The organism is Streptomyces venetus (assembly GCF_039540295.1).
Lineage (GTDB): Bacteria > Actinomycetota > Actinomycetes > Streptomycetales > Streptomycetaceae > Streptomyces > Streptomyces venetus.
This window is the reverse complement of sequence record NZ_BAABET010000009.1, coordinates 133,581-154,629: the sequence shown is the minus strand read 5'-3', so window position 1 is coordinate 154,629 and position 21,049 is coordinate 133,581. Positions and strand designations below refer to the sequence as shown.

Genomic DNA, 21,049 nt, shown 5'->3' with positions numbered 1-21,049 from the left:
CCCTCGGCCGCACGGCAGCCCCGTAACGCTGCCGGCTGCGCGGCCGAGGCCCCGATCACCCCTGCCCGCGTATCGAGGGCAGGGGCTTGTTTTTGCCGAATTCCTTTGGCCTGTCCCCTTATTGAAGGAGTTCCCATGAGAAAGAGATTCCGGCCGAGATCCGGAAGATTACGCCGGCGCGTGCCCGGCATGATGGGCAAGGCGGTGTCGACCGTCATGGCGCTGGCCGTCCTCGGCACTGTGACCGGGGAAGCCGGAGCCGTCACACAGGAGAAGCCGGGCAGCGTCGAACTGACCCGGATTCTGGCCGGATTACCGAAGGCGGCGACCGACCCGGCGCGGCCGCATTCCGCACTGGACGAGATCAGTGCGGACCGCGACCGGCAATTGGTGGAGGACTTCGCGGAGTTCGACGAGGAGGAGGAAGTCCGCGAGGCCGCCAGGAAGGCGTTGGAGAGTACGGATCCCAACGCGATCCGGGACTTCCTGGAGCGGGGAGAAGCCGAGGCGCGGCAACGCGCCAAGGACAAGAGGGACGCGGCCGATGTCGCCAACCGCCGTCAGATCGAGGCGATGCGCGGCACGGGCGGTCCGTTCTTCAACGCGGAGGCCGAGCGGGTCCTGAAGGGCACGGCCCGCGACCGCGCCGACTTCCTGGCCTTCGGCGCCGAGATCGCGCGGCAGCGGGACAAGGCGACGGAGCAGAACGACAAGGAACGCGCGGCGGAGAACCGCAAGCGGGTCGAGATGCTCGTCGCGGTCGGCGGCCCGGCGGTGAAGGGTGCCGCGCAGGCCGCCTTGGCCACGGGCGACGACAAGGTGATCGCCGAGTTCCTGGAGAAGGGCTATCTGGTCGCCGCGCAGAAGGACGCGGACGACCGGGCCGCGCACGAGAAGGCGCAGAAGGAGGCGCTGGAGGCGGCGGAGCGGCTGCGCGAGCTGGCGGAGAAGGCGGCCACGGCCGCCGGTGCCCGTACCAAGCTGATCGCCGCGCACGGCAACGCGGTCAAGGCGCTCAAGACCGCGTCGAACGCGATGAGCGCGGCGGGCGCGCAGTCCCGCGAGGCCGACCGGATGCTCGCCGCCGACCGGGCCGGCAAGCGCCTGTCCGACTACGGGCCCGTCAAGACCGAGATCGCCCGGCAGGTCGGTATCGCCGAGGACGCTGCCAAGCAGGCGCAGGTGGCGGCGGGCCAGGCCAAGGTGCAGGCCGATGTCCTGGTCGAGACGGGGCTCACCCACGGTGTCCAGTGGTCGGAGGTCGCCTCCGGTATCGCGGGTGCGGCGGACGCGGCGGCCAAGGCGGCGGCCACCGCGCAGCATGCGGTGGACGCGTCGGCCGCCGACGCCGCCGGGCTGAACTCCAAGAACCAGGCCGAACTGCACGCGCGGCAGGCCGCCAAGTGGCGGGAGAACGCCGAGGAGCACGCGAAGGCGGCGGCCCGGCTCGCCGAGGCGGCGGCCAAGCAGGCGAAGATCGCGGCGGACGCGGCGGCCAAATCCCGCCAGGCCAGGATCGATGCCGAGCAGGCCGAGAAGCAGGCATGGGAGCACGCCCAGAAGACGCGCGCCGCGCGGGTCGAGGCGCAGCGCCAGGCCAAGATCGCAGCCGAGCAGCGGCAGATCGCCGAACGCGAGCGCGACCTGGCGGCGGCCGCACGGGCGCGTGCCGAACGGGAACGCGACGTGGCCGCTCAGGCACGGGCGCGTGCCGAGGCCGAAGCACGGACCGCCTCGGCCAAGCGGGCCGACGCACAGGCCGCCGCGGCCGAAGCGGCGGAGAAGCGGGCCACCGCGCAGACCCAGGAGGGCATCGCCGCCAAGGCCGACGAACTGGCCAGAGGCGAGGAGACCAAGGCCCGCAACGCCCGGAACAAGGCGGTGGAGGCCGAACGCGTCCACAAGGCGGAGGAGTCCCGGGCCAGGGCGACCGAGGCGCTGGCCGCCAAGGCGAAGGGCACCGAGCACGCCGAGACCGCGCGTACGGCCGCCACCGAGGCACGGTCCGCCGCGGACGCGGCCGGCACGGCCGCCGGCACGGCCCGTGGCGCAGCCGACCAGGCGTCCTCGGCGGCGGTGCGTTCGCGTTCCGCGGCCATCGAGGCCGCCGGTGCGGCCGCGCGGGCGCGGGCGGCGGCCAGTGAGGCCACCGCGCACGCCGCGCGGGCCAACGCCGCCGCCAACAAGGCCGAAGCCGCCGCGTTCGCGGCGAACGCGGCGGCGAGCAAGGCGGAGTCCGAGGCCGCGGCCACGCACGCGGCGACGCAGCGGGCCAACGCCAAGGCGGCCGAGGCCACCGCGCAGGAAGCCCGGGCCGGCATCGCCGCCCACGAGGCCTCCCGGCTCGCCGGGCTGGCCGCCATCCACGCCAACCAGTCCCTCCAGGCGGCCAACCGCACCCGGGAGGAAGCCGACGGCGCCACCAGGGAAGCGGCGATGGCGCGTCTGCAGTCCACCATCGCCGTCCAGGCCGCCACCTCCGCCCGCACCACCGCCGCCGGTATCGCCGACCCGGCCAACACCGCCATCCAGCTCACCGCGCCGTTCACCGGCACGGACGTGAACGCCGACTTCGCCGCGGAGGTGGCCCAGGCCGCCCTGGCGATGGGCCAGGCGGAGGTGACCCGGGCCGAGACCCGAGCGGCGGAGGCGGTCAAGGCCGCCGACGCGGCCGAGGCCGCAGCCGCGCGTGCCAACGCCGAGGTGGGCCCCGCGTTCAAGGCGGCGGCGGCAGCGGCGCGTTCCTCCGCGGACGCGGCACGCTCCTCCGTGGCCGCGATGAAGTCCGCGGCGCAGGCCGCCGAGGACGGAGCCAAGGCCCGAGCCGCGGCTGCCCGGGCCAACGAGGCCGACGCCCAGGCGCAGGCCGACGCGAAACTCGCCCGACAGGCCGCCAACGAGGCGTTCGCGGACGCGGCGGCGGCCCGCAACGCCGCCACCCAGGCGGAGGCCGAGGCCGCACGCGCCCGTGGAGCCGCCACGGAAGCGGAGAACCACGCCGCGGCCGCGAGCAGCGCCGCCACCCTGGCCGAGAAGGAAGCGAGCGTCGCCCAGGGCGCGGCCGCCCAGGCGGAGAAGGACGCCGCCGACGCCGACACGCTCGCCACCTCAGCCGAGGAGCACGCCAAGTCGGCCGAGACCGCCGCCAAGAACGCCGGCACCTATGCCAAGGAAGCGGACGAGGCGGCCAAACGAGCCGAGGAGTACCAGCGCGAGCAGGAGCGCAAGGAGCGCGAGGAGGCCGCCCGGAGCAAGGAGAACGGCGACCCGTACTCCCTGGAGGAGGCTGAGCGCAAGGCGCTCGAAGCCGCCGGCATCAGCGAGGCGGAGTACGAGGCGGCCCGGGCGCTCGCGCAGAAGGACCTGCTGGACTATCTGAAGGAGAACGGCGCCGAACTCCTCGTCGAACTCGCCGCCGAGGAGATCAAGGAGTGCTGGGACGATCCGGATATCTCCACCTGCCTGTGGGCGGTCGTCAGCAACCTGCCCTGGGCGAAGGCCGCCAAGCTCGTCGGCAAGCTGCCGAAGATCGGCAAGGCCATCTGGGGTATCAAGGACTTCCTGGACAAGTCGGCCAAGGCCAAGAAGCTCGTCGACAAGGGCGAGAAAATCCTCGAGGACGTATGGAAGAAGCTTCCGGCCTGTGTGACCGACAGGAAGAAGAGCGGTTCCGCTCCGCAGCGTTCCGCGCGGTCGGCCGGCGGTGCGCAGCGTTCGGCCGTGGTGAGGGGCGGCGGCGGTGACGCGGGAGATCTGGGCCTCGCGCGCGAGGAGTTCATCGCTAAGCTCGTCGGCGGAAAGGTGGCCAAGGGAGAGAACGGGCAAGACATCCCGATCGTCATGCCCAACGTGGGATCCAGTGGTCTCGACGTCATCGGGCCGAACGGCGAGTACATCTTCGTCGGCGGTGGCGCCAAGGCCGCGAACCCGTCCAAGTTCGGCAAGGCCCTCAAGATCAACAAGTACGCGGCCGACGAGGCCGGGGTGAAGGCGATCTACTACCTGGCCGACAACACACCGGAATCCGCCATCAAGCAGGCCAAGAGGGTCTTCGGAGAAGAAAATGTGCACATCTTCACGCTGCCGAGCTGCTAGCCATGGCTGACGGATTCATCCGCTGGTACCGGGAGTCGGGGGCCACGCCGGTCTTCGCCGAGCAGGTGGAACTCTTCCGGGCGCACGGCATCGGTCTCGTGCACCCCGTGAGTGGTGCGGCCGTGGTGCTCGACGTCGAGGGGGAACACGTCCTGATGCCTCCGGACGAGCTGGGCCGTCTTCTGGGGCTGCGTGTCGCCTCCCTCACGATGGACTGGTGGATCTCCCAGGATGTCGATGTCGTCGACACATACACGTACGAGCCGTGGGGGTGCGAGATCCAGACGCTGTGGGTGGACGGCCTCACCTCGGAACAGGCCGACTCGGTCGAGGCGGCCGTTCTCGCCGCGGCGAGGGGACTTCCCACGCCCACCCGCGCGGTGATCGTCGATCGACGGGGTCGAAGTGACCCCGACGACTGGGACGCGGCGGTGCTCCACGACGGGGAGGTGCTGCCGGCCGTCGCGGACCGGGTGCTCGTGCGCGACCCGCTCAAGGGAAGGCTCCTCAGGTCGTCGCCGGAGCTGAGGAGTGAGGAGACCGGAGCAGGCCTGACCCTGCTCTCTCCCGCCCGTCCGCTCTGACACCCGCTCGGTCCGTCCCCGCGAGGCCTCCGGGCGGAGGGCCCCGCCGAACCACCGGGTTCGGCGGGGCCCTCGGCATGCCCGGGACAGAAAAACGATCCACCGGCCTCCCATTGGCCCTTGCTGTGGCCCGCCCCCCTCACGTTTCCTCATTGCTGCAGAAACCCCCTTTCCCCTCAGCGAGGTCACCCGTGTCCATCTCCGAAAACCAGGCTCCCGAGACCGGCACCGCCCGTGTGAAGCGCGGCATGGCCGAGCAGCTGAAGGGCGGCGTCATCATGGACGTCGTCACCCCGGAGCAGGCGAAGATCGCCGAGGACGCGGGAGCCGTCGCGGTCATGGCCCTGGAGCGGGTCCCGGCCGACATCCGCAAGGACGGCGGCGTGGCCCGCATGTCCGACCCGGACATGATCGAGGGCATCATCGAGGCCGTCTCGATCCCGGTGATGGCCAAGTCCCGCATCGGCCACTTCGTCGAGGCCCAGGTGCTGCAGTCCCTCGGCGTCGACTACATCGACGAGTCCGAGGTCCTCACCCCGGCCGACGAGGTCAACCACTCCGACAAGTGGGCCTTCACCACGCCGTTCGTCTGTGGCGCCACCAACCTGGGCGAGGCCCTGCGCCGCATCGCCGAGGGCGCGGCCATGATCCGCTCCAAGGGTGAGGCCGGCACCGGCAACGTCGTCGAGGCCGTCCGCCACCTGCGCCAGATCAAGGGCGAGATCGCCAAGCTGCGCGGCTGCGACAACAACGAGATCTACGCCGCCGCCAAGGAGCTGCGCGCCCCGTTCGAGCTGGTCAAGGAGGTCGCCGAGCTCGGCAAGCTCCCGGTGGTGCTGTTCTCCGCCGGCGGCGTGGCCACCCCGGCCGACGCTGCCCTGATGCGCCAGCTCGGCGCCGAGGGCGTCTTCGTGGGCTCCGGCATCTTCAAGTCCGGCGACCCGGCCAAGCGCGCCGCCGCCATCGTCAAGGCGACCACGTTCTACGACGACCCGAAGATCGTCGCGGACGCGTCCCGCAACCTCGGCGAGGCCATGGTCGGCATCAACTGCGACACCCTCCCCGAGACCGAGCGCTACGCCAACCGCGGCTGGTAACACCCATGACCGAAGCACCTGTGATCGGCGTCCTGGCCCTCCAGGGCGACGTACGGGAGCACCTCGTCGCCTTGGCCGCGGCCGATGCCGTGGCCAGGCCGGTGCGGCGCCCCGAAGAGCTCGCCGAGGTCGACGGTCTCGTCATCCCCGGCGGCGAGTCCACCACCATCTCCAAGCTGGCCGTCCTGTTCGGAGTGATGGAACCCCTCCGCGCGCGCGTGCGGGACGGCCTGCCCGTCTACGGCACCTGCGCCGGCATGATCATGCTCGCGGACAAGATCCTCGACCCGCGCTCGGGCCAGGAGACCATCGGCGGCATCGACATGATCGTGCGCCGCAACGCCTTCGGCCGGCAGAACGAGTCCTTCGAGGCGGCCGTCGGCGTCAAGGGCGTCGCGGGCGACCCCGTGGAGGGCGTCTTCATCCGCGCCCCCTGGGTCGAGTCCGTCGGCGCCGGGGCCGAGGTGCTCGCCGAGCACGACGGCCACATCGTCGCGGTCCGCCAGGGCAACGCCCTCGCCACGTCGTTCCACCCGGAACTGACCGGCGACCACCGCGTGCACGCCCTGTTCGTCGAGATGGTGCGCGCGAACCGGACGGCGGAGTCCTAGTAGGATTCCTGCGTTCGTTGCTGAGATGGGTTACGCGAAGGAGACAGGCAGATGTCCGGCCACTCTAAATGGGCCACGACGAAGCACAAGAAGGCCGTCATCGATGCCAAGCGCGGCAAGCTCTTCGCGAAGCTGATCAAGAACATCGAGGTCGCCGCGCGGATGGGCGGCGTCGACCTCGAGGGCAACCCGACGCTCTACGACGCCGTTCAGAAGGCCAAGAAGCAGTCGGTTCCGAACAAGAACATCGACTCCGCGATCAAGCGCGGTGGCGGTCTCGAGGCCGGTGGCGCCGACTACGAGACGATCATGTACGAGGGCTACGGCCCGAACGGCGTGGCCGTGCTCATCGAGTGCCTCACCGACAACCGCAACCGCGCGGCCTCCGACGTCCGCGTCGCCATGACCCGCAACGGCGGCTCGATGGCCGACCCCGGCTCGGTGTCCTACATGTTCAGCCGCAAGGGCGTCGTCATCGTCCCCAAGGGCGAGCTGACCGAGGACGACGTCCTCACGGCCGTCCTGGACGCGGGCGCCGAGGAGGTCAACGACCTCGGCGAGTCCTTCGAGGTCATCAGCGAGGCCACCGACCTGGTCGCGGTCCGCACCGCTCTCCAGGACGCCGGCATCGACTACGACTCCGCCGACTCCAGCTTCGTGCCGTCCGTCCAGGTCGAGCTGGACGAGGAGGGCGCCAAGAAGATCTTCAAGCTGATCGACGCGCTCGAGGACAGCGACGACGTGCAGAACGTCTTCGCCAACTTCGACGTCAGCGACGAGGTCATGGAGAAGGTCGACGCGTAACGGCGGGCTCCACAGCCACAACGGGCCGACGGGACACACCCCGTCGGCCCGTCGCGTTGTCAGTGGCACCCGATAGCCTGCACAAACAGGTGAGCGACAGGGAGGGCGCGTGCGCGTACTGGGGGTGGACCCGGGACTGACCCGGTGTGGTGTCGGGGTGGTCGAGGGCGTCGCCGGACGGCCGCTCACCATGATCGGCGTCGGCGTCGTCAGGACGCCCGCCGACGCGGACCTCGGTCACCGTCTCGTCGCCGTCGAGCAGGGCATCGAGCAGTGGCTCGACGAGCACCGGCCGGAGTTCGTCGCCGTGGAACGCGTCTTCAGCCAGCACAACGTGCGTACGGTGATGGGCACCGCCCAGGCCAGCGCCGTCGCCATGCTCTGCGCCGCCCGCCGCGGGATCCCCGTGGCGCTGCACACCCCGAGCGAGGTCAAGGCCGCCGTCACCGGCAGCGGCCGGGCCGACAAGGCCCAGGTCGGCGCCATGGTGACCCGCCTGCTCCGGCTCAGCGCACCGCCCAAGCCCGCCGACGCGGCGGACGCCCTCGCCCTCGCCATCTGCCACATCTGGCGCGCCCCCGCCCAGAACCGCCTCCAGCAGGCCGTCGCCCTGCACACATCGAAAGGCCGTACGGCATGATCGCCTTCGTCAGCGGCACGGTCGCCGCGCTCGCCCCCGACGCCGCGGTCGTCGAGGTCGGCGGCGTCGGCATGGCCGTACAGTGCACGCCGAACACCCTGTCCACGCTCCGCATGGGCCAGCCGGCCAAGCTGCACACCTCCCTCGTCGTACGGGAGGACTCGCTGACCCTGTACGGCTTCGCGGACGACGACGAGCGGCAGGTCTTCGAGCTGCTCCAGACGGCGAGCGGCGTGGGACCGAGACTCGCCCAGGCGATGCTGGCCGTGCACACCCCGGACGCGCTGCGCCGGGCCGTCGCCACCGGCGACGAGAAGGCACTCACCGCCGTCCCCGGCATCGGCAAGAAGGGCGCCCAGAAGCTGCTCCTGGAACTGAAGGACCGGCTCGGCGAGCCGATCGGAGCGCCCGCGGTCGGTGCGCCCGTCAGCAACGGCTGGCGCGACCAGCTGCACGCGGCTCTGATCGGCCTCGGCTACGCGACCCGGGAGGCCGACGAGGCCGTCGCCGCCGTGACCCCGCAGGCCGAGGCCGTCGAGGGCACGCCCCAGGTGGGGCAGCTTCTGAAGGCGGCCCTGCAGACGCTGAACCGAGCCCGCTGATCCACGACCCTCTGAGGCACATCTATGAACTGGGACGACACGACCGACACCTCCGCCGGCGAGCGGCTGGTGGACTCTGTCGCCGACGGTGAGGACCAGGCCGTCGAGGCCGCCCTGCGCCCCAAGGACCTGGACGAGTTCATCGGCCAGGAGAAGGTCCGCGAGCAGCTCGACCTCGTCCTGCGCGCCGCACGCGCCCGTGGCGCGACCGCGGACCACGTGTTGCTCTCCGGCGCCCCCGGCCTGGGCAAGACCACCCTGTCGATGATCATCGCGGCCGAGATGGGCGCGCCCATCCGCATCACCTCGGGCCCCGCCATCCAGCACGCCGGCGATCTCGCCGCGATCCTCTCCTCCCTCCAGGAGGGCGAGGTCCTCTTCCTCGACGAGATCCACCGCATGTCCCGGCCCGCCGAGGAGATGCTGTACATGGCGATGGAGGACTTCCGCGTCGACGTCATCGTCGGCAAGGGCCCGGGAGCCACCGCCATCCCGCTGGAACTGCCCCCGTTCACCCTGGTCGGCGCCACCACGCGCGCGGGCCTGCTGCCGCCACCGCTGCGGGACCGCTTCGGTTTCACCGCCCACATGGAGTTCTACGAACCGGCCGAACTGGAGCGGGTCATCCACCGTTCGGCGAACCTCCTCGAGGTCGAGATCGAGCCGCACGGCGCCGCCGAGATCGCCGGCCGCTCCCGCGGCACGCCCCGCATCGCCAACCGCCTGCTGCGCCGCGTCCGGGACTACGCGCAGGTCAAGGCCGACGGGCTGATCACCCAGGACATCGCGGCGGCCGCCCTCGCCGTCTACGAGGTGGACGAGCGCGGCCTCGACCGCCTCGACCGGGCCGTGCTCGAAGCCCTGCTCAAGCTGTTCAGCGGCGGTCCGGTCGGTCTGTCCACGCTCGCCGTCGCCGTGGGGGAGGAGCGTGAGACGGTGGAAGAGGTGGCCGAGCCCTTCCTCGTGAGGGAGGGGCTGCTGGCCCGCACCCCGCGCGGCCGGGTGGCCACCCCCGCCGCATGGGCGCATCTCGGCCTCACGCCGCCCCGCTCCCAGACGGCGGGAAACGGACAACAGGACCTGTTCGGGGCGTGAGCGCACCGTCACCGTTTCGGGACGGCGACGTCAGTGGCCGGAGCAGGAACCCCGGTGCCATGCTGAGCGTTGTTCCATGCGCGCGGACTCGCTTAGACTCCGCCGATGCCGCCTTTGTCGGCGGCGTACATACCCCCAACCATCTGGCCGCTCACAGCGCGGTCGTGTGAAGGAAGTACCGACCCGTGAGTCTCCTGACGCTCCTCCCGTTCATCGTGCTCATCGGGGCCATGTTCCTGATGACCAGGTCGGCCAAGAAGAAGCAACAGCAAGCCGTGGACATGCGGAACCAGATGCAGCCCGGCAGCGGTGTCCGCACCATCGGGGGCATGTACGCCACGGTCAAGGAGGTGAACGACGACACCGTCCTCCTCGACGCCGGTCCCGGCGTCGAGCTCCTCTTCGCCAAGAACTCCATCGGTGCCGTCCTCACCGACGACGAGTACAACCGCATCGTCCACGGCATCGAGCACGACCTGAAGTCCGACGCCGACCTCGTCCCGGACGACGCCTCCTCCCTCACCGAGACCGGCGAATCCGCCGCCGACGCCACCGCTGACGACAAGGCCGTCGACCTCGGCAAGAAGGACGCGGCCGACGAGCCCGCCGAGGACGCCCCGGCCGGCGAGGCGAAGACGGACGAAGAGCCGAAGAAGACCGACGGCGACTCCGAGGCGAAGTAGTCGTGACCCGGGGTGCGCGGGCGCGGCCCGCGCACCCCGGACCACGCCCAGCTCGCACGGAATCCCGACACCATGTCATGGCCGCCCGTCCGCCGATCCGGAGCGAGGCGGCCCGAGAGGGAGTACGAGAAGGTGGCCACACCTAAAAAGGGCAGGAACGCGAGCGCCCAGAGCAAGCCGTGGCGCTCGCTGGCCCTGATCCTGATCGCCATCGCGGCGCTCACCGGTGGGATGTTCGCCTCGGGACACACGAAACCGCGTCTCGGCATCGACCTCGCCGGCGGTACGAGCATCACGCTCCGCGCGGTCCCCGAGGCCGGCAACGAGTCGGCGATCAACAAGACCAACATGGACACCGCCGTCTCCATCATGGAGCGCCGTGTCAATGGTCTGGGCGTCTCCGAGTCCGAGGTGCAGACGCAGGGTCGCGACAACATCGTCGTGAACATCCCCAAGGGGACCAACTCCGAGCAGGCACGTAAGCAGGTCGGCACCACCGCCAAGCTCTACTTCCGCCCGGTCATCGCCACCGAGATCTCCGGCGGCAACGGCAAGACCAGCCCGTCCCCGAGCCCCACCGGCAGCCCCTCGGGCAAGCCGTCGGGCAAGGCCACCGACAAGCCCGAGGCCACCGACAAGGACTCGGCATCCCCGTCCGCGAGCCCGACCACGCAGGGCCGCGCCGTCACGGACGCGCTGAAGGCCGACGCGACGCCGTCCGCCGGCGCCTCGGACAAGGCGAAGGCCAGCCCCTCACCGTCCGCCTCCGGTGGCAGCGCCGCGGCCGACGCGAGCAAGCTCCAGGCGCAGTACGCCGCACTCGACTGCACCGACGAGAAGACCCGCGGCAAGGTCGGCGACGGCTCGAAGGCTTCCGAGCCGACCCTCGCCTGCGGCAAGAACTCGCGGGGCCAGTGGCAGAAGTACATCCTCGGCCCGGCCGAGGTCGACGGCACCGACGTCGACAAGGCCCAGGCCAGCCTGAACACCCAGAGCGGTGCCGGCTGGACGGTCCAGATGGACTTCACGGACTCAGGCGCCAAGAAGTTCGCCGACATCACCGGCAAGCTGGCGCAGAACCAGGACCCGCAGAACCAGTTCGCGATCGTCCTGGACGGTGACGTCGTCTCCGACCCGTTCGTCCGCCAGGCCCTGACCGGCGGCAACGCGGAGATCTCCGGCAACTTCAACCAGCAGTCGGCGCAGGAACTCGCCAACATGCTGAAGTACGGTGCGCTGCCACTGACCTTCAAGGTGGACAGCATGACGACGGTGACCGCCGCCCTCGGCGGTGACCAGCTGCAGGCCGGGCTGATCGCCGGCGCGATCGGTCTCGCGCTGGTCGTCATCTACCTGCTGGCCTACTACCGCGGCCTGGCGTTCATCGCGATCCTCTCGTTGCTGGTCTCCGCCGCCCTCACCTACACGCTCATGGCCCTGCTCGGCCCGACCATCGGCTTCGCGCTGAACCTGCCGGCGGTGTGCGGTGCCATCGTCGCGATCGGTATCACGGCGGACTCGTTCATCGTGTACTTCGAACGCATCCGCGACGAGATCAGGGAAGGCCGCACGCTGCGCCCCGCCGTGGAGCGGGCCTGGCCGCGCGCCCGGCGCACCATCCTGGTCTCCGACTTCGTGTCGTTCCTCGCCGCCGCGGTGCTGTTCATCGTCACCGTCGGCAAGGTCCAGGGCTTCGCGTTCACGCTGGGCCTGACCACCCTGCTCGACGTGGTCGTCGTGTTCCTCTTCACCAAGCCGCTGATGACGCTGATGGCCCGTCGCCCGTTCTTCGCGAACGGCCACAAGTGGTCCGGCCTCGACCCGAAGAGCCTGGGTGCGCAGCCGCCGCTGCGCCGCACCCGCCGCCCCGCCGCCCCCGTCGACCCGAAGGAGGCCTGAGATGTCGAAACTCGGCAACCTCGGCGCCCGACTGCACCGTGGCGAGGTCGGCTACGACTTCGTCAAGAACCGCAAGATCTGGTACGGCCTGTCGATCCTGATCACCATCACGGCCATCGTCGGCCTGACGGTCCGCGGCTTGAACATGGGCATCGAGTTCCAGGGCGGCGCCGTCTTCACCACTCCGAAGAACACCAGCGCCTCGGTGTCCCAGGCGGAGGAGTACGCGGAAACGGCCTCCGGGCACGACGCGATCGTCCAGAAGCTCGGCGACGGCAGCCTGCGCATCCAGGTCGCCGGCATCGACACCGACGCGGCGAACACGATCAAGAACACGCTCGCCGACGACCTCAAGCTCGACTCGGAGCAGATCAACGCCGAGCTGGTCGGCCCCAGCTGGGGTGAGCAGATCGCCAACAAGGCCTGGCAGGGCCTCGGCATCTTCCTGGTCCTCGTGGTGATCTATCTGGCGATCGCCTTCGAGTGGCGCATGGCCATCGCCGCGTTCGTCGCGCTGATCCACGACATCACCATCACGGTGGGCATCTACGCCCTCGTCGGCTTCGAGGTCACACCGGGCACGGTGATCGGTCTGCTGACCATCCTCGGCTACTCGCTCTACGACACGGTCGTGGTCTTCGACAGCCTCAAGGAACAGACCAAGGACATCACCAAGCAGACCCGCTGGACCTACAGCGACGTCGCCAACCGCTCGATCAACAGCACCCTGGTCCGTTCCGTCAACACCACGGTGGTCGCGCTGCTGCCGGTCGCGGGCCTGCTGTTCATCGGTGGCGGTGTGCTCGGCGCCGGCATGCTGAACGACATCTCGCTGTCGCTGTTCGTCGGTCTCGCCGCCGGCGCGTACTCCTCGATCTTCATCGCCACGCCGCTCGTCGCCGACCTCAAGGAGCGCGAGCCGCAGATGAAGGCCCTGAAGAAGCGCGTCCTGGCCAAGCGGGCCCAGAAGGGCGAGACGGCCCCGGAGGAAACCGCCGAGGAGTCGTACGCCGAGGAGCCCGCGGACGCCGCACCCGCGGTCGTCGGCCCGCGCAACCAGCCCGCGTCCCGCAGCCGCGGCCGCGGCCGTCCCTCGGGGAAGCGCCGATGACCGAGATCAGGGACCTGCTGCTCAGCCGCATCAGGGACGTGGCGGACTACCCGGAGCCGGGCGTGATGTTCAAGGACATCACCCCGCTCCTGGCGGACCCCGCGGCGTTCACCGCGCTCACCGACGCCCTCGCCGAGATCGCCGAGCGCAGCGGTGCCACCAAGATCGTCGGTCTGGAGGCCCGCGGCTTCATCCTCGGCGCCCCGGTCGCCGTCCGCGCCGGTCTCGGCTTCGTCCCCGTGCGCAAGGCGGGCAAGCTCCCCGGAGCCACCCTCGCCCAGGCCTACGACCTGGAGTACGGCTCGGCGGAGATCGAGGTGCACGCCGAGGACCTGACCGCCGAGGACCGTGTCCTGATCGTCGACGACGTCCTCGCCACCGGCGGCACCGCCGAGGCATCGGTCCAGCTCATCCGCCGGGCCGGCGCCGAGGTCGCGGGTCTCGCCGTCCTCATGGAGCTCGGCTTCCTGCACGGCCGCAGCCGCCTGGAACCGGCGCTGAGCGGCGCCCCGCTGGAGGCGCTGCTCACGGTCTAGAAGGCCCACGGCAGCCCGGTGGACACCGGCTCGACACCGCGGAGGCGGACCCGGAGGGAATCCGGTGTCCGCCTCTCGTGTTTCTCGGGTAGACGGTCCTCACATTGGCCTGAAGGCGATCCTGGGCCTCAGGATCGCTACCATGGGGTCTCCGGAGCCTGACCGGGGGACCCGGAACGCGCACGAGGAGCCCTCTTGCCAGACGAGGCCCAGCACCTGACCGCCGCCAAGCCCGAGTCCGCCTCGGCAGCCGCGGCCAAGCCCGCGCCGAACGCGCCGCACGCGAAGAACGACACCCGCGGGCCGGTCGAGCACGCCCAGTCGGCGCCGGTCGACAAGCCCGTAGAGCAGTCGCGCCCCAAGCCCGTGCCGCCCGCAGTGCGCCAGGCCGCCGGTCAGCCCGCCCGCACCGGCTCCTCCAACCGCGTCCGCGCCCGCCTCGCGCGTCTCGGCGTCCAGCGCGCGAACCCCTACAACCCGGTGCTGGAGCCGTTGCTGCGCATAGTGCGCAGCAACGACCCGAAGATCGAGACGGCGACGCTCCGCCAGATCGAGCGCGCCTACCAGGTCGCCGAGCGCTGGCACCGCGGCCAGAAGCGCAAGAGCGGCGACCCGTACATCACGCACCCCCTCGCCGTCACGACGATCCTCGCCGAGCTGGGTATGGATCCGGCCACCCTGATGGCCGGTCTGCTGCACGACACGGTCGAGGACACCGAGTACGGCCTGGACGACCTGCGCCGCGACTTCGGCGACGTCGTCACCCTGCTCGTCGACGGCGTCACCAAGCTCGACAAGGTGAAGTTCGGCGAGGCCGCCCAGGCCGAGACCGTGCGCAAGATGGTCGTCGCCATGGCCAAGGACCCGCGCGTCCTGGTCATCAAGCTCGCCGACCGCCTGCACAACATGCGCACCATGCGCTACCTCAAGCGCGAGAAGCAGGAGAAGAAGGCGCGCGAGACCCTGGAGATCTACGCGCCGCTCGCCCACCGCCTGGGCATGAACACCATCAAGTGGGAGCTGGAGGACCTCGCCTTCGCGATCCTCTACCCCAAGATGTACGACGAGATCGTCCGGCTGGTGGCCGAGCGGGCACCGAAGCGTGACGAGTACCTGGCCATCGTGACCGACGAGGTCCAGCAGGACCTGCGCGCGGCCCGCATCAAGGCGACCGTCACCGGCCGCCCGAAGCACTACTACAGCGTCTACCAGAAGATGATCGTCCGCGGCCGGGACTTCGCGGAGATCTACGACCTGGTGGGCATCCGCGTCCTCGTGGACACCGTCCGCGACTGCTACGCGGCCCTCGGCACCGTGCACGCGCGATGGAACCCGGTCCCCGGCCGGTTCAAGGACTACATCGCGATGCCCAAGTTCAACATGTACCAGTCGCTGCACACGACGGTCATCGGCCCCGGCGGCAAGCCCGTCGAGCTGCAGATCCGCACGTTCGACATGCACCGCCGCGCCGAGTACGGCATCGCCGCGCACTGGAAGTACAAGCAGGAGGCCGTCGCCGGCGCCTCCAAGGTGCGCACCGACGCGCCCAAGTCGTCCGGCAAGAGCAAGGACGACCACCTCAACGACATGGCCTGGCTGCGCCAGCTGCTGGACTGGCAGAAGGAGACGGAGGACCCCGGCGAGTTCCTGGAGTCCCTGCGCTTCGACCTGTCGCGCAACGAGGTCTTCGTCTTCACCCCCAAGGGCGACGTCATAGCGCTCCCCGCCGGAGCCACCCCCGTCGACTTCGCGTACGCCGTGCACACCGAGGTCGGCCACCGCACCATCGGAGCCCGCGTCAACGGCCGGCTGGTCCCGCTGGAGTCCACCCTCGACAACGGCGATCTGGTGGAGGTCTTCACCTCCAAGGCACCCGGCGCCGGCCCCTCCCGTGACTGGCTCGGCTTCGTCAAGTCGCCCCGTGCCCGCAACAAGATCCGGGCCTGGTTCTCCAAGGAACGCCGCGACGAGGCGATCGAGCAGGGCAAGGACGCCATCGTCCGCGCGATGCGCAAGCAGAACCTGCCGATCCAGCGCATCCTGACCGGCGACTCCCTGGTGACCCTGGCGCACGAGATGCGCTACGCCGACATCTCCGCCTTGTACGCGGCGATCGGCGAGGGCCATGTGTCCGCGCAGAACATCGTGCAGAAGCTGGTCCAGGCCCTCGGCGGCGAGGAGGCCGCCACCGAGGAGATCGACGAGTCGGTCCCGCCGGCCCGTGGCCGCAGCCGCAAACGCCGCTCCAGCGCCGACCCGGGCGTCGTCGTCAAGGGCGTCGAGGACGTGTGGGTCAAGCTGGCCCGCTGCTGTACCCCCGTCCCGGGCGACCCCATCATCGGCTTCGTCACCCGCGGCAGCGGTGTATCGGTTCACCGCCACGACTGCGTGAACGTCGAGTCACTCTCCCGCGAGCCGGAGCGCATCCTCGAGGTGGAGTGGGCGCCCACCCAGTCCTCGGTCTTCCTGGTCGCCATCCAGGTCGAGGCCCTGGACCGCTCCCGGCTGCTCTCCGACGTCACACGCGTGCTGTCCGACCAGCACGTCAACATCCTCTCCGCGGCCGTCCAGACCTCCCGCGACCGCGTCGCCACCTCCCGGTTCACCTTCGAGATGGGCGACCCGAAGCACCTCGGCCACGTGCTGAAGGCGGTCCGGGGCGTGGAGGGCGTCTACGACGTGTACCGGGTGACGTCGGCGCGCAACAGGACGTGACCAGCGGTCCAGGACATCACCAGCGGCCGTGACCACGCGAAAGAGGGCTCCCGTGCCTGACGGGAGCCCTCTTTCGGTGTACCGGTGACCGTCAGCCTCCGAACTCCTGCAGACCCTTCAGCGCCTGGTCCAGCAGCGCCTGGCGGCCCTCGAGCTCACGCTCCAGCTTGTCGGCCTTGGCGTTGTTGCCCTGCGACCGGGCCTGCTCGATCTGGCCCCTGAGCTTGTCCACGGCGGCCTGGAGCTGACCGGTCAGGCCCTCGGCACGCGCGCGTGCCTCCGGGTTCGTCCGGCGCCACTCGGCCTCCTCGGCCTCCTGGATGGCCCGCTCGACGGCGTGCATGCGGCCCTCGACCTTGGGCCGGGCGTCGCGCGGCACGTGGCCGATGGCCTCCCAGCGCTCGTTCACGTTGCGGAAGGCGGCCCGGGCGGCCTTCAGGTCCGTGATCGGCAGGAGCTTCTCGGCCTCCTCGGCCAGCTCCTCCTTGAGCTTCAGGTTCTCCGACTGCTCGGCGTCCCGCTCGGCGAAGACCGAGCTGCGGGCCGCGAAGAACACGTCCTGGGCGCCGCGGAAGCGGTTCCACAGGTCGTCCTCGTGCTCACGCTGCGCACGGCCGGCGGCCTTCCACTCGGCCATCAGCTCGCGGTAGCGCGCGGCCGTCGCACCCCACTCCGTGGAGTTCGACAGGGCCTCGGCCTCGGAGACCAGCCGCTCCTTGGTCCGCCGCGCCTCCTCGCGCTGCGCGTCCAGCTGCGCGAAGTGCTGCTTGCGCCGCTTGGAGAACGCCGACCGGGCATGCGAGAACCGGTGCCACAGCTCGTCGTCGGACTTGCGGTCCAGCCGCGGCAGACCCTTCCAGGTGTCCACCAGGGCCCGCAGCCGCTCACCGGCCGCCCGCCACTGGTCGGACTGCGACAGCTCCTCCGCCTCGGCGACGAGCGTCTCCTTGGCCTTGCGCGCCTCGTCGGACTGCCTCGCCCGCTGCGCCTTGCGCTCCTCACGGCGCGCTTCCACCTGCTCGACGAGCTTGTCCAACCGGACCCGCAGGGCGTCCAGGTCGCCCACCACGTGGTGCGCGTCGACCTGCTCCCGAATGTGGTCGATCGCGGCCTGGGCGTCCTTCGCCGACAGGTCGGTGGTCTTCACTCGCTTCTCGAGGAGGCCGATCTCGACAACCAGGCCCTCGTACTTGCGCTCGAAATAGGCCAGCGCCTCCTCGGGGGAGCCTGCCTGCCAGGAACCGACGACCTGCTCGCCGTCGGCCGTACGCACGTACACGGTCCCCGTCTCGTCGACGCGGCCCCACGGGTCGCTGCTCACAGCGCCTCCTCCACATGATGCCTGCGAGGGGCCTCAGCGCCCCCGGGCATCGTCCACAGTTTCGTCACGGCCAACATAGGCGACCGGCGGGGGGCGTGTCCGCATCCCGCGCGACCGAAATTTCGCAGTTGGGGGGTCAGGATTCGGTGATCGTCGCCTTGTTGATCACGACCGTCGCATTGGGCGCCGTGTTGCCCGTCTGGGGGTCGGGTGCCGCTGCTCCGGCGTCGGCGATCTTCTTCAGGACCTTCATGCCCGCCTCGGACACGGTACCGAACGGTGTGTAGTCGGGCGGCAGCTGACTGTCCTGGTAGACGAGGAAGAACTGGCTGCCACCGCTGTTCCGGCCCTGCTTCGTCTGCGCGTTGTACTGGTTCGCCATCGCGACCGTGCCCGCCGGGTACACCCCGCCCTTGAGGCTCTTGTCCTTCAGGTTCTCGTCCGGGATCGTGTAGCCGGGGCCGCCCATGCCGGTGCCCTGCGGGTCGCCGCACTGCAGGACGTAGATGTTCTGGTCCGTGAGCCGGTGGCACTTGCTGTGGTCGAAGTAGCCCTTCCCGGCGAGGAAGTTGAACGAGTTGACGGTGTGCGGTGCCGCCGACGCCTTCAGGTCGATGTCTATCTCGCCGCAGGTCGTGTCCAACTTCATCGCGTACTTCGCCGACTTGTCGATGGTCATCGCCGGTTCCTTCTTCCAGGTCTCCGACTTGACCTTGCCCGCGGCGGGCTTCTCGCACGGGTCCGGGGCCTTGCTGGGCGAGGCGCTCGGGGTGGCCTCCGCGCTCGCGTTCTCCTTCTTGCCGTCGTCCTCGAAGGGCTTGGTCAGAAAGACCGTCACGGAGAACACCACGACCACGCCGAGGACCGAGGCGATCACGGAGTTGCGGATGCGGGCCTTGCGTCGCGTCTCAGTGCGCCGCTGCTGCTGCCGCAAGTACTTCTCACGGGCGAGCTGACGCCGCCGCTGTTCCTGGCTGACCACCGGGTTCTCTCCTCATGCGTCTAGAACATCGACCGGTACGCGTGGGGCCTGTGCGCCGACCGCCTGCGTGTGCCCCGTACCGTATATGGGTTCGCTGAGGAATCGGCAGCGCCGGTAGGCTCTGTGGACAGCCGCAGCCGCCCGTATCGACACAACGAAGGACGATCGTGCTCATTGCCGGGTTCCCCGCCGGGGCCTGGGGGACGAACTGCTACCTCGTCGCCCCCGCCGCCGGTGAGGAGTGCGTGATCATCGACCCCGGCCATCAGGCCGCCGACGGCGTCGAGGAAGCGATCAAAAAGCATCGCCTCAAGCCCGTGGCCGTCGTCCTCACCCACGGCCACATCGACCACGTGGCCTCGGTCGTCCCGGTGTGCGGCGCGCACGACGTGCCGGCCTGGATCCACCCCGACGACCGGTACATGATGAGCGACCCCGAGAAGGGGATCGGCCGTTCCATCGGCATGCCGCTCCTGGGGGAGCTGACCGTGGGGGAGCCGGACGACGTCAAGGAACTGACCGACGGCGCGAAGCTGGAGCTGGCCGGTCTGGAGCTGGCCGTGGCCCACGCCCCGGGCCATACCAAGGGGTCGGTGACCTTCGGCATGCCCGAGGCGGCGGACATCCCGCCGATCATGTTCTCGGGCGACCTGCTGTTCGCCGGCTCCATCGGACGCACCGACCTGCCCGGCGGTGACATGGCCGAGATGCTCGACTCGCTGGCCCGCGTGTGCCTGCCGCTCGACGACTCGACCGTGGTGCTGTCCGGCCACGGCCCCCAGACGACCATCGGCCAGGAGCGCGCCACCAACCCGTATCTGCGGCAGGTGGCCGCCGGCCAGGGAGCCCACGACGCTCCCCGACGAGGAATGTGACGAGACCTTCCGTGAGCACCTTCAAGGCCCCCAAGGGCACGTACGACCTGATCCCGCCGGACAGTGCGAAGTACCTCGCCGTCCGCGAGGCCATCGCCGCCCCGCTGCGCAACTCCGGCTACGGCTACATCGAGACGCCCGGCTTCGAGAACGTCGAACTCTTCGCGCGCGGCGTCGGTGAGTCGACGGACATCGTGACGAAGGAAATGTACGCCTTCGAAACGAAGGGCGGCGACCGGCTGGCCCTGCGCCCCGAAGGCACGGCCTCCGTCCTGCGTGCCGCGCTGGAGGCCAACCTGCACAAGGCGGGCAACCTCCCGGTCAAGCTCTGGTACTCCGGCTCGTACTACCGCTACGAGCGTCCCCAGAAGGGCCGCTACCGCCACTTCTCCCAGGTCGGCGCCGAGGCGATCGGCGCGGAGGACCCGGCGCTCGACGCCGAGCTGCTCATCCTGGCCGACCAGGCGTACCGCTCGCTGGGCCTGAGCAACTTCCGGATCCTGCTCAACAGCCTGGGCGACAAGGAGTGCCGCCCCGTGTACCGGACGGCGCTGCAGGACTTCCTCCGCGGCCTGGACCTGGACGAGGACACCCTGCGCCGCGCGGAGATCAACCCGCTGCGCGTCCTGGACGACAAGCGTGAGTCGGTCCAGAAGCAGCTGGGGGACGCCCCGCTGCTGCGGGACTACCTCTGCGACGCGTGCAAGGCGTACCACGAGGAGGTCCGTGAGCTGATCACGGCGGCGGGCGTCGCCTTCGAGGACGACCCGAAGCTGGTCCGCGGCCTGGACTACTACACCCGCACCACCTTCGAGTTCGTCCACGACGGCCTCGGCTCCCAGTCCGCGGTCGGCGGCGGCGGCCGCTACGACGGCCTGTCCGAGATGATCGGCGGCCCCGCGCTGCCGTCCGTCGGCTGGGCCCTCGGCGTCGACCGCACGGTCCTCGCCCTGGAGGCGGAGGGCGTCGAGCTCGAACTCCCCGCCACCACCAGCGTGTTCGCGGTCCCGCTCGGCGAGGAGGCCCGCCGGGTCCTGTTCGCCAAGGTCACCGAGCTGCGCAAGAACGGCATCGCGGCGGACTTCTCCTACGGCGGCAAGGGCCTCAAGGGCGCGATGAAGAACGCCAACCGCAGCGGCGCCCGCTACACGGTCGTCGCCGGCGAACGCGACCTCGCCGAGGGGGTCGTCCAGCTCAAGGACATGGAGTCGGGCGAGCAGACAGCGGTGGGCGTCAACGAGATCGTGGCCGAACTGGAAGCCCGCCTGGGCTGAACCCTCTCAGCCCGCGCTTGAGGACGAGCCGTTCATGAACGAGATCGTGGCCGAGCCGGAAGCGCGCCTGGGCTGAACCCTCTCAGCCCGTCCGGCGTTTGAGGACGAGGCCGTTCAGGCCGACC

General features: G+C 70.3%; 17 protein-coding genes. 15 read left to right on the top strand and 2 right to left on the bottom strand.

Going from position 1 to position 21,049, the window contains the following annotated elements; all coding sequences use genetic code 11:
* The first annotated feature begins 189 nt into the window (after positions 1 to 189).
* The 13 genes from ABEA82_RS28065 (at position 190) to relA (ending at position 16,472) form a co-directional block, all read left to right on the top strand.
* A complete protein-coding gene (locus ABEA82_RS28065) occupies positions 190 to 4,095 on the top strand; it encodes a hypothetical protein (protein ID WP_345664660.1) in 3,906 nt (1,301 codons plus the stop codon).
* A gap of 2 nt (positions 4,096 to 4,097) precedes the next feature.
* On the top strand, positions 4,098 to 4,679 hold the full coding sequence (locus ABEA82_RS28060; RefSeq protein WP_345664473.1) for a hypothetical protein: 582 nt from the start codon (positions 4,098 to 4,100) through the stop codon (positions 4,677 to 4,679).
* Between the two features lie 191 nt (positions 4,680 to 4,870).
* Positions 4,871 to 5,776 (top strand): pyridoxal 5'-phosphate synthase lyase subunit PdxS, encoded by a 906-nt coding sequence (pdxS, locus tag ABEA82_RS28055; RefSeq protein ID WP_003988989.1) that lies wholly within the window; start codon positions 4,871 to 4,873, stop codon positions 5,774 to 5,776.
* Positions 5,777 to 5,781: 5 nt separating this feature from the next.
* Positions 5,782 to 6,387 carry a pyridoxal 5'-phosphate synthase glutaminase subunit PdxT gene (pdxT, locus tag ABEA82_RS28050; RefSeq protein ID WP_345664472.1) on the top strand — a complete coding sequence of 202 codons (606 nt, stop codon included), beginning with the start codon at positions 5,782 to 5,784 and terminating at the stop codon, positions 6,385 to 6,387.
* Between the two features lie 51 nt (positions 6,388 to 6,438).
* Positions 6,439 to 7,191: a YebC/PmpR family DNA-binding transcriptional regulator gene (locus tag ABEA82_RS28045; protein ID WP_003988987.1), complete on the top strand. Its 753-nt coding sequence runs from the start codon at positions 6,439 to 6,441 to the stop codon at positions 7,189 to 7,191.
* A gap of 109 nt (positions 7,192 to 7,300) precedes the next feature.
* Entirely contained in the window at positions 7,301 to 7,831 is a 531-nt protein-coding gene (ruvC, locus tag ABEA82_RS28040; RefSeq protein WP_003988986.1) for a crossover junction endodeoxyribonuclease RuvC, read from the top strand.
* Positions 7,828 to 8,433, top strand: coding sequence for a Holliday junction branch migration protein RuvA (ruvA, locus tag ABEA82_RS28035; RefSeq protein WP_003988985.1), 606 nt, complete (start codon positions 7,828 to 7,830; stop codon positions 8,431 to 8,433). Before ruvC ends, ruvA begins: the two co-directional genes overlap by 4 nt.
* Before the next feature lie 24 nt (positions 8,434 to 8,457).
* Positions 8,458 to 9,528 (top strand): Holliday junction branch migration DNA helicase RuvB, encoded by a 1,071-nt coding sequence (gene ruvB / locus ABEA82_RS28030; protein WP_003988984.1) that lies wholly within the window; start codon positions 8,458 to 8,460, stop codon positions 9,526 to 9,528.
* A 185-nt stretch (positions 9,529 to 9,713) separates the two neighbouring features.
* Complete coding sequence (gene yajC / locus ABEA82_RS28025) at positions 9,714 to 10,211, top strand: preprotein translocase subunit YajC (protein WP_345664471.1); 498 nt, start codon at positions 9,714 to 9,716, stop codon at positions 10,209 to 10,211.
* A gap of 132 nt (positions 10,212 to 10,343) precedes the next feature.
* On the top strand, positions 10,344 to 12,110 hold the full coding sequence (gene secD, locus ABEA82_RS28020) for a protein translocase subunit SecD (protein ID WP_345664470.1): 1,767 nt from the start codon (positions 10,344 to 10,346) through the stop codon (positions 12,108 to 12,110).
* A gap of 1 nt (position 12,111) precedes the next feature.
* Positions 12,112 to 13,221: a protein translocase subunit SecF gene (gene secF / locus ABEA82_RS28015; RefSeq protein ID WP_345664469.1), complete on the top strand. Its 1,110-nt coding sequence runs from the start codon at positions 12,112 to 12,114 to the stop codon at positions 13,219 to 13,221.
* Complete coding sequence (locus tag ABEA82_RS28010) at positions 13,218 to 13,757, top strand: adenine phosphoribosyltransferase (RefSeq protein ID WP_345664468.1); 540 nt, start codon at positions 13,218 to 13,220, stop codon at positions 13,755 to 13,757. Before secF ends, ABEA82_RS28010 begins: the two co-directional genes overlap by 4 nt.
* Positions 13,758 to 13,952: 195 nt before the next feature.
* Positions 13,953 to 16,472, top strand: a complete 2,520-nt coding sequence (gene relA / locus ABEA82_RS28005; RefSeq protein ID WP_345664467.1) for a GTP pyrophosphokinase — start codon at positions 13,953 to 13,955, stop codon at positions 16,470 to 16,472.
* Between the two features lie 91 nt (positions 16,473 to 16,563).
* Here the strand turns inward: relA and ABEA82_RS28000 are convergent, their stop codons facing one another.
* The gene (locus ABEA82_RS28000) at positions 16,564 to 17,793 is read right to left on the bottom strand and encodes a DUF349 domain-containing protein (RefSeq protein WP_345664466.1); all 1,230 of its coding nucleotides are present in this window, start codon (positions 17,791 to 17,793) and stop codon (positions 16,564 to 16,566) included.
* Positions 17,794 to 17,929: 136 nt separating this feature from the next.
* Positions 17,930 to 18,775: a peptidylprolyl isomerase gene (locus ABEA82_RS27995; protein WP_345664465.1), complete on the bottom strand. Its 846-nt coding sequence runs from the start codon at positions 18,773 to 18,775 to the stop codon at positions 17,930 to 17,932.
* Between the two features lie 167 nt (positions 18,776 to 18,942).
* On the opposite strand from ABEA82_RS27995, the gene ABEA82_RS27990 reads away from it, so the two are divergent.
* Both ABEA82_RS27990 and hisS read left to right on the top strand, forming a co-directional pair.
* On the top strand, positions 18,943 to 19,650 hold the full coding sequence (locus ABEA82_RS27990) for an MBL fold metallo-hydrolase (protein ID WP_345664464.1): 708 nt from the start codon (positions 18,943 to 18,945) through the stop codon (positions 19,648 to 19,650).
* Positions 19,651 to 19,661: 11 nt separating this feature from the next.
* A complete protein-coding gene (gene hisS / locus ABEA82_RS27985) occupies positions 19,662 to 20,924 on the top strand; it encodes a histidine--tRNA ligase (RefSeq protein WP_345664463.1) in 1,263 nt (420 codons plus the stop codon).
* Positions 20,925 to 21,049 lie beyond the last annotated feature (125 nt).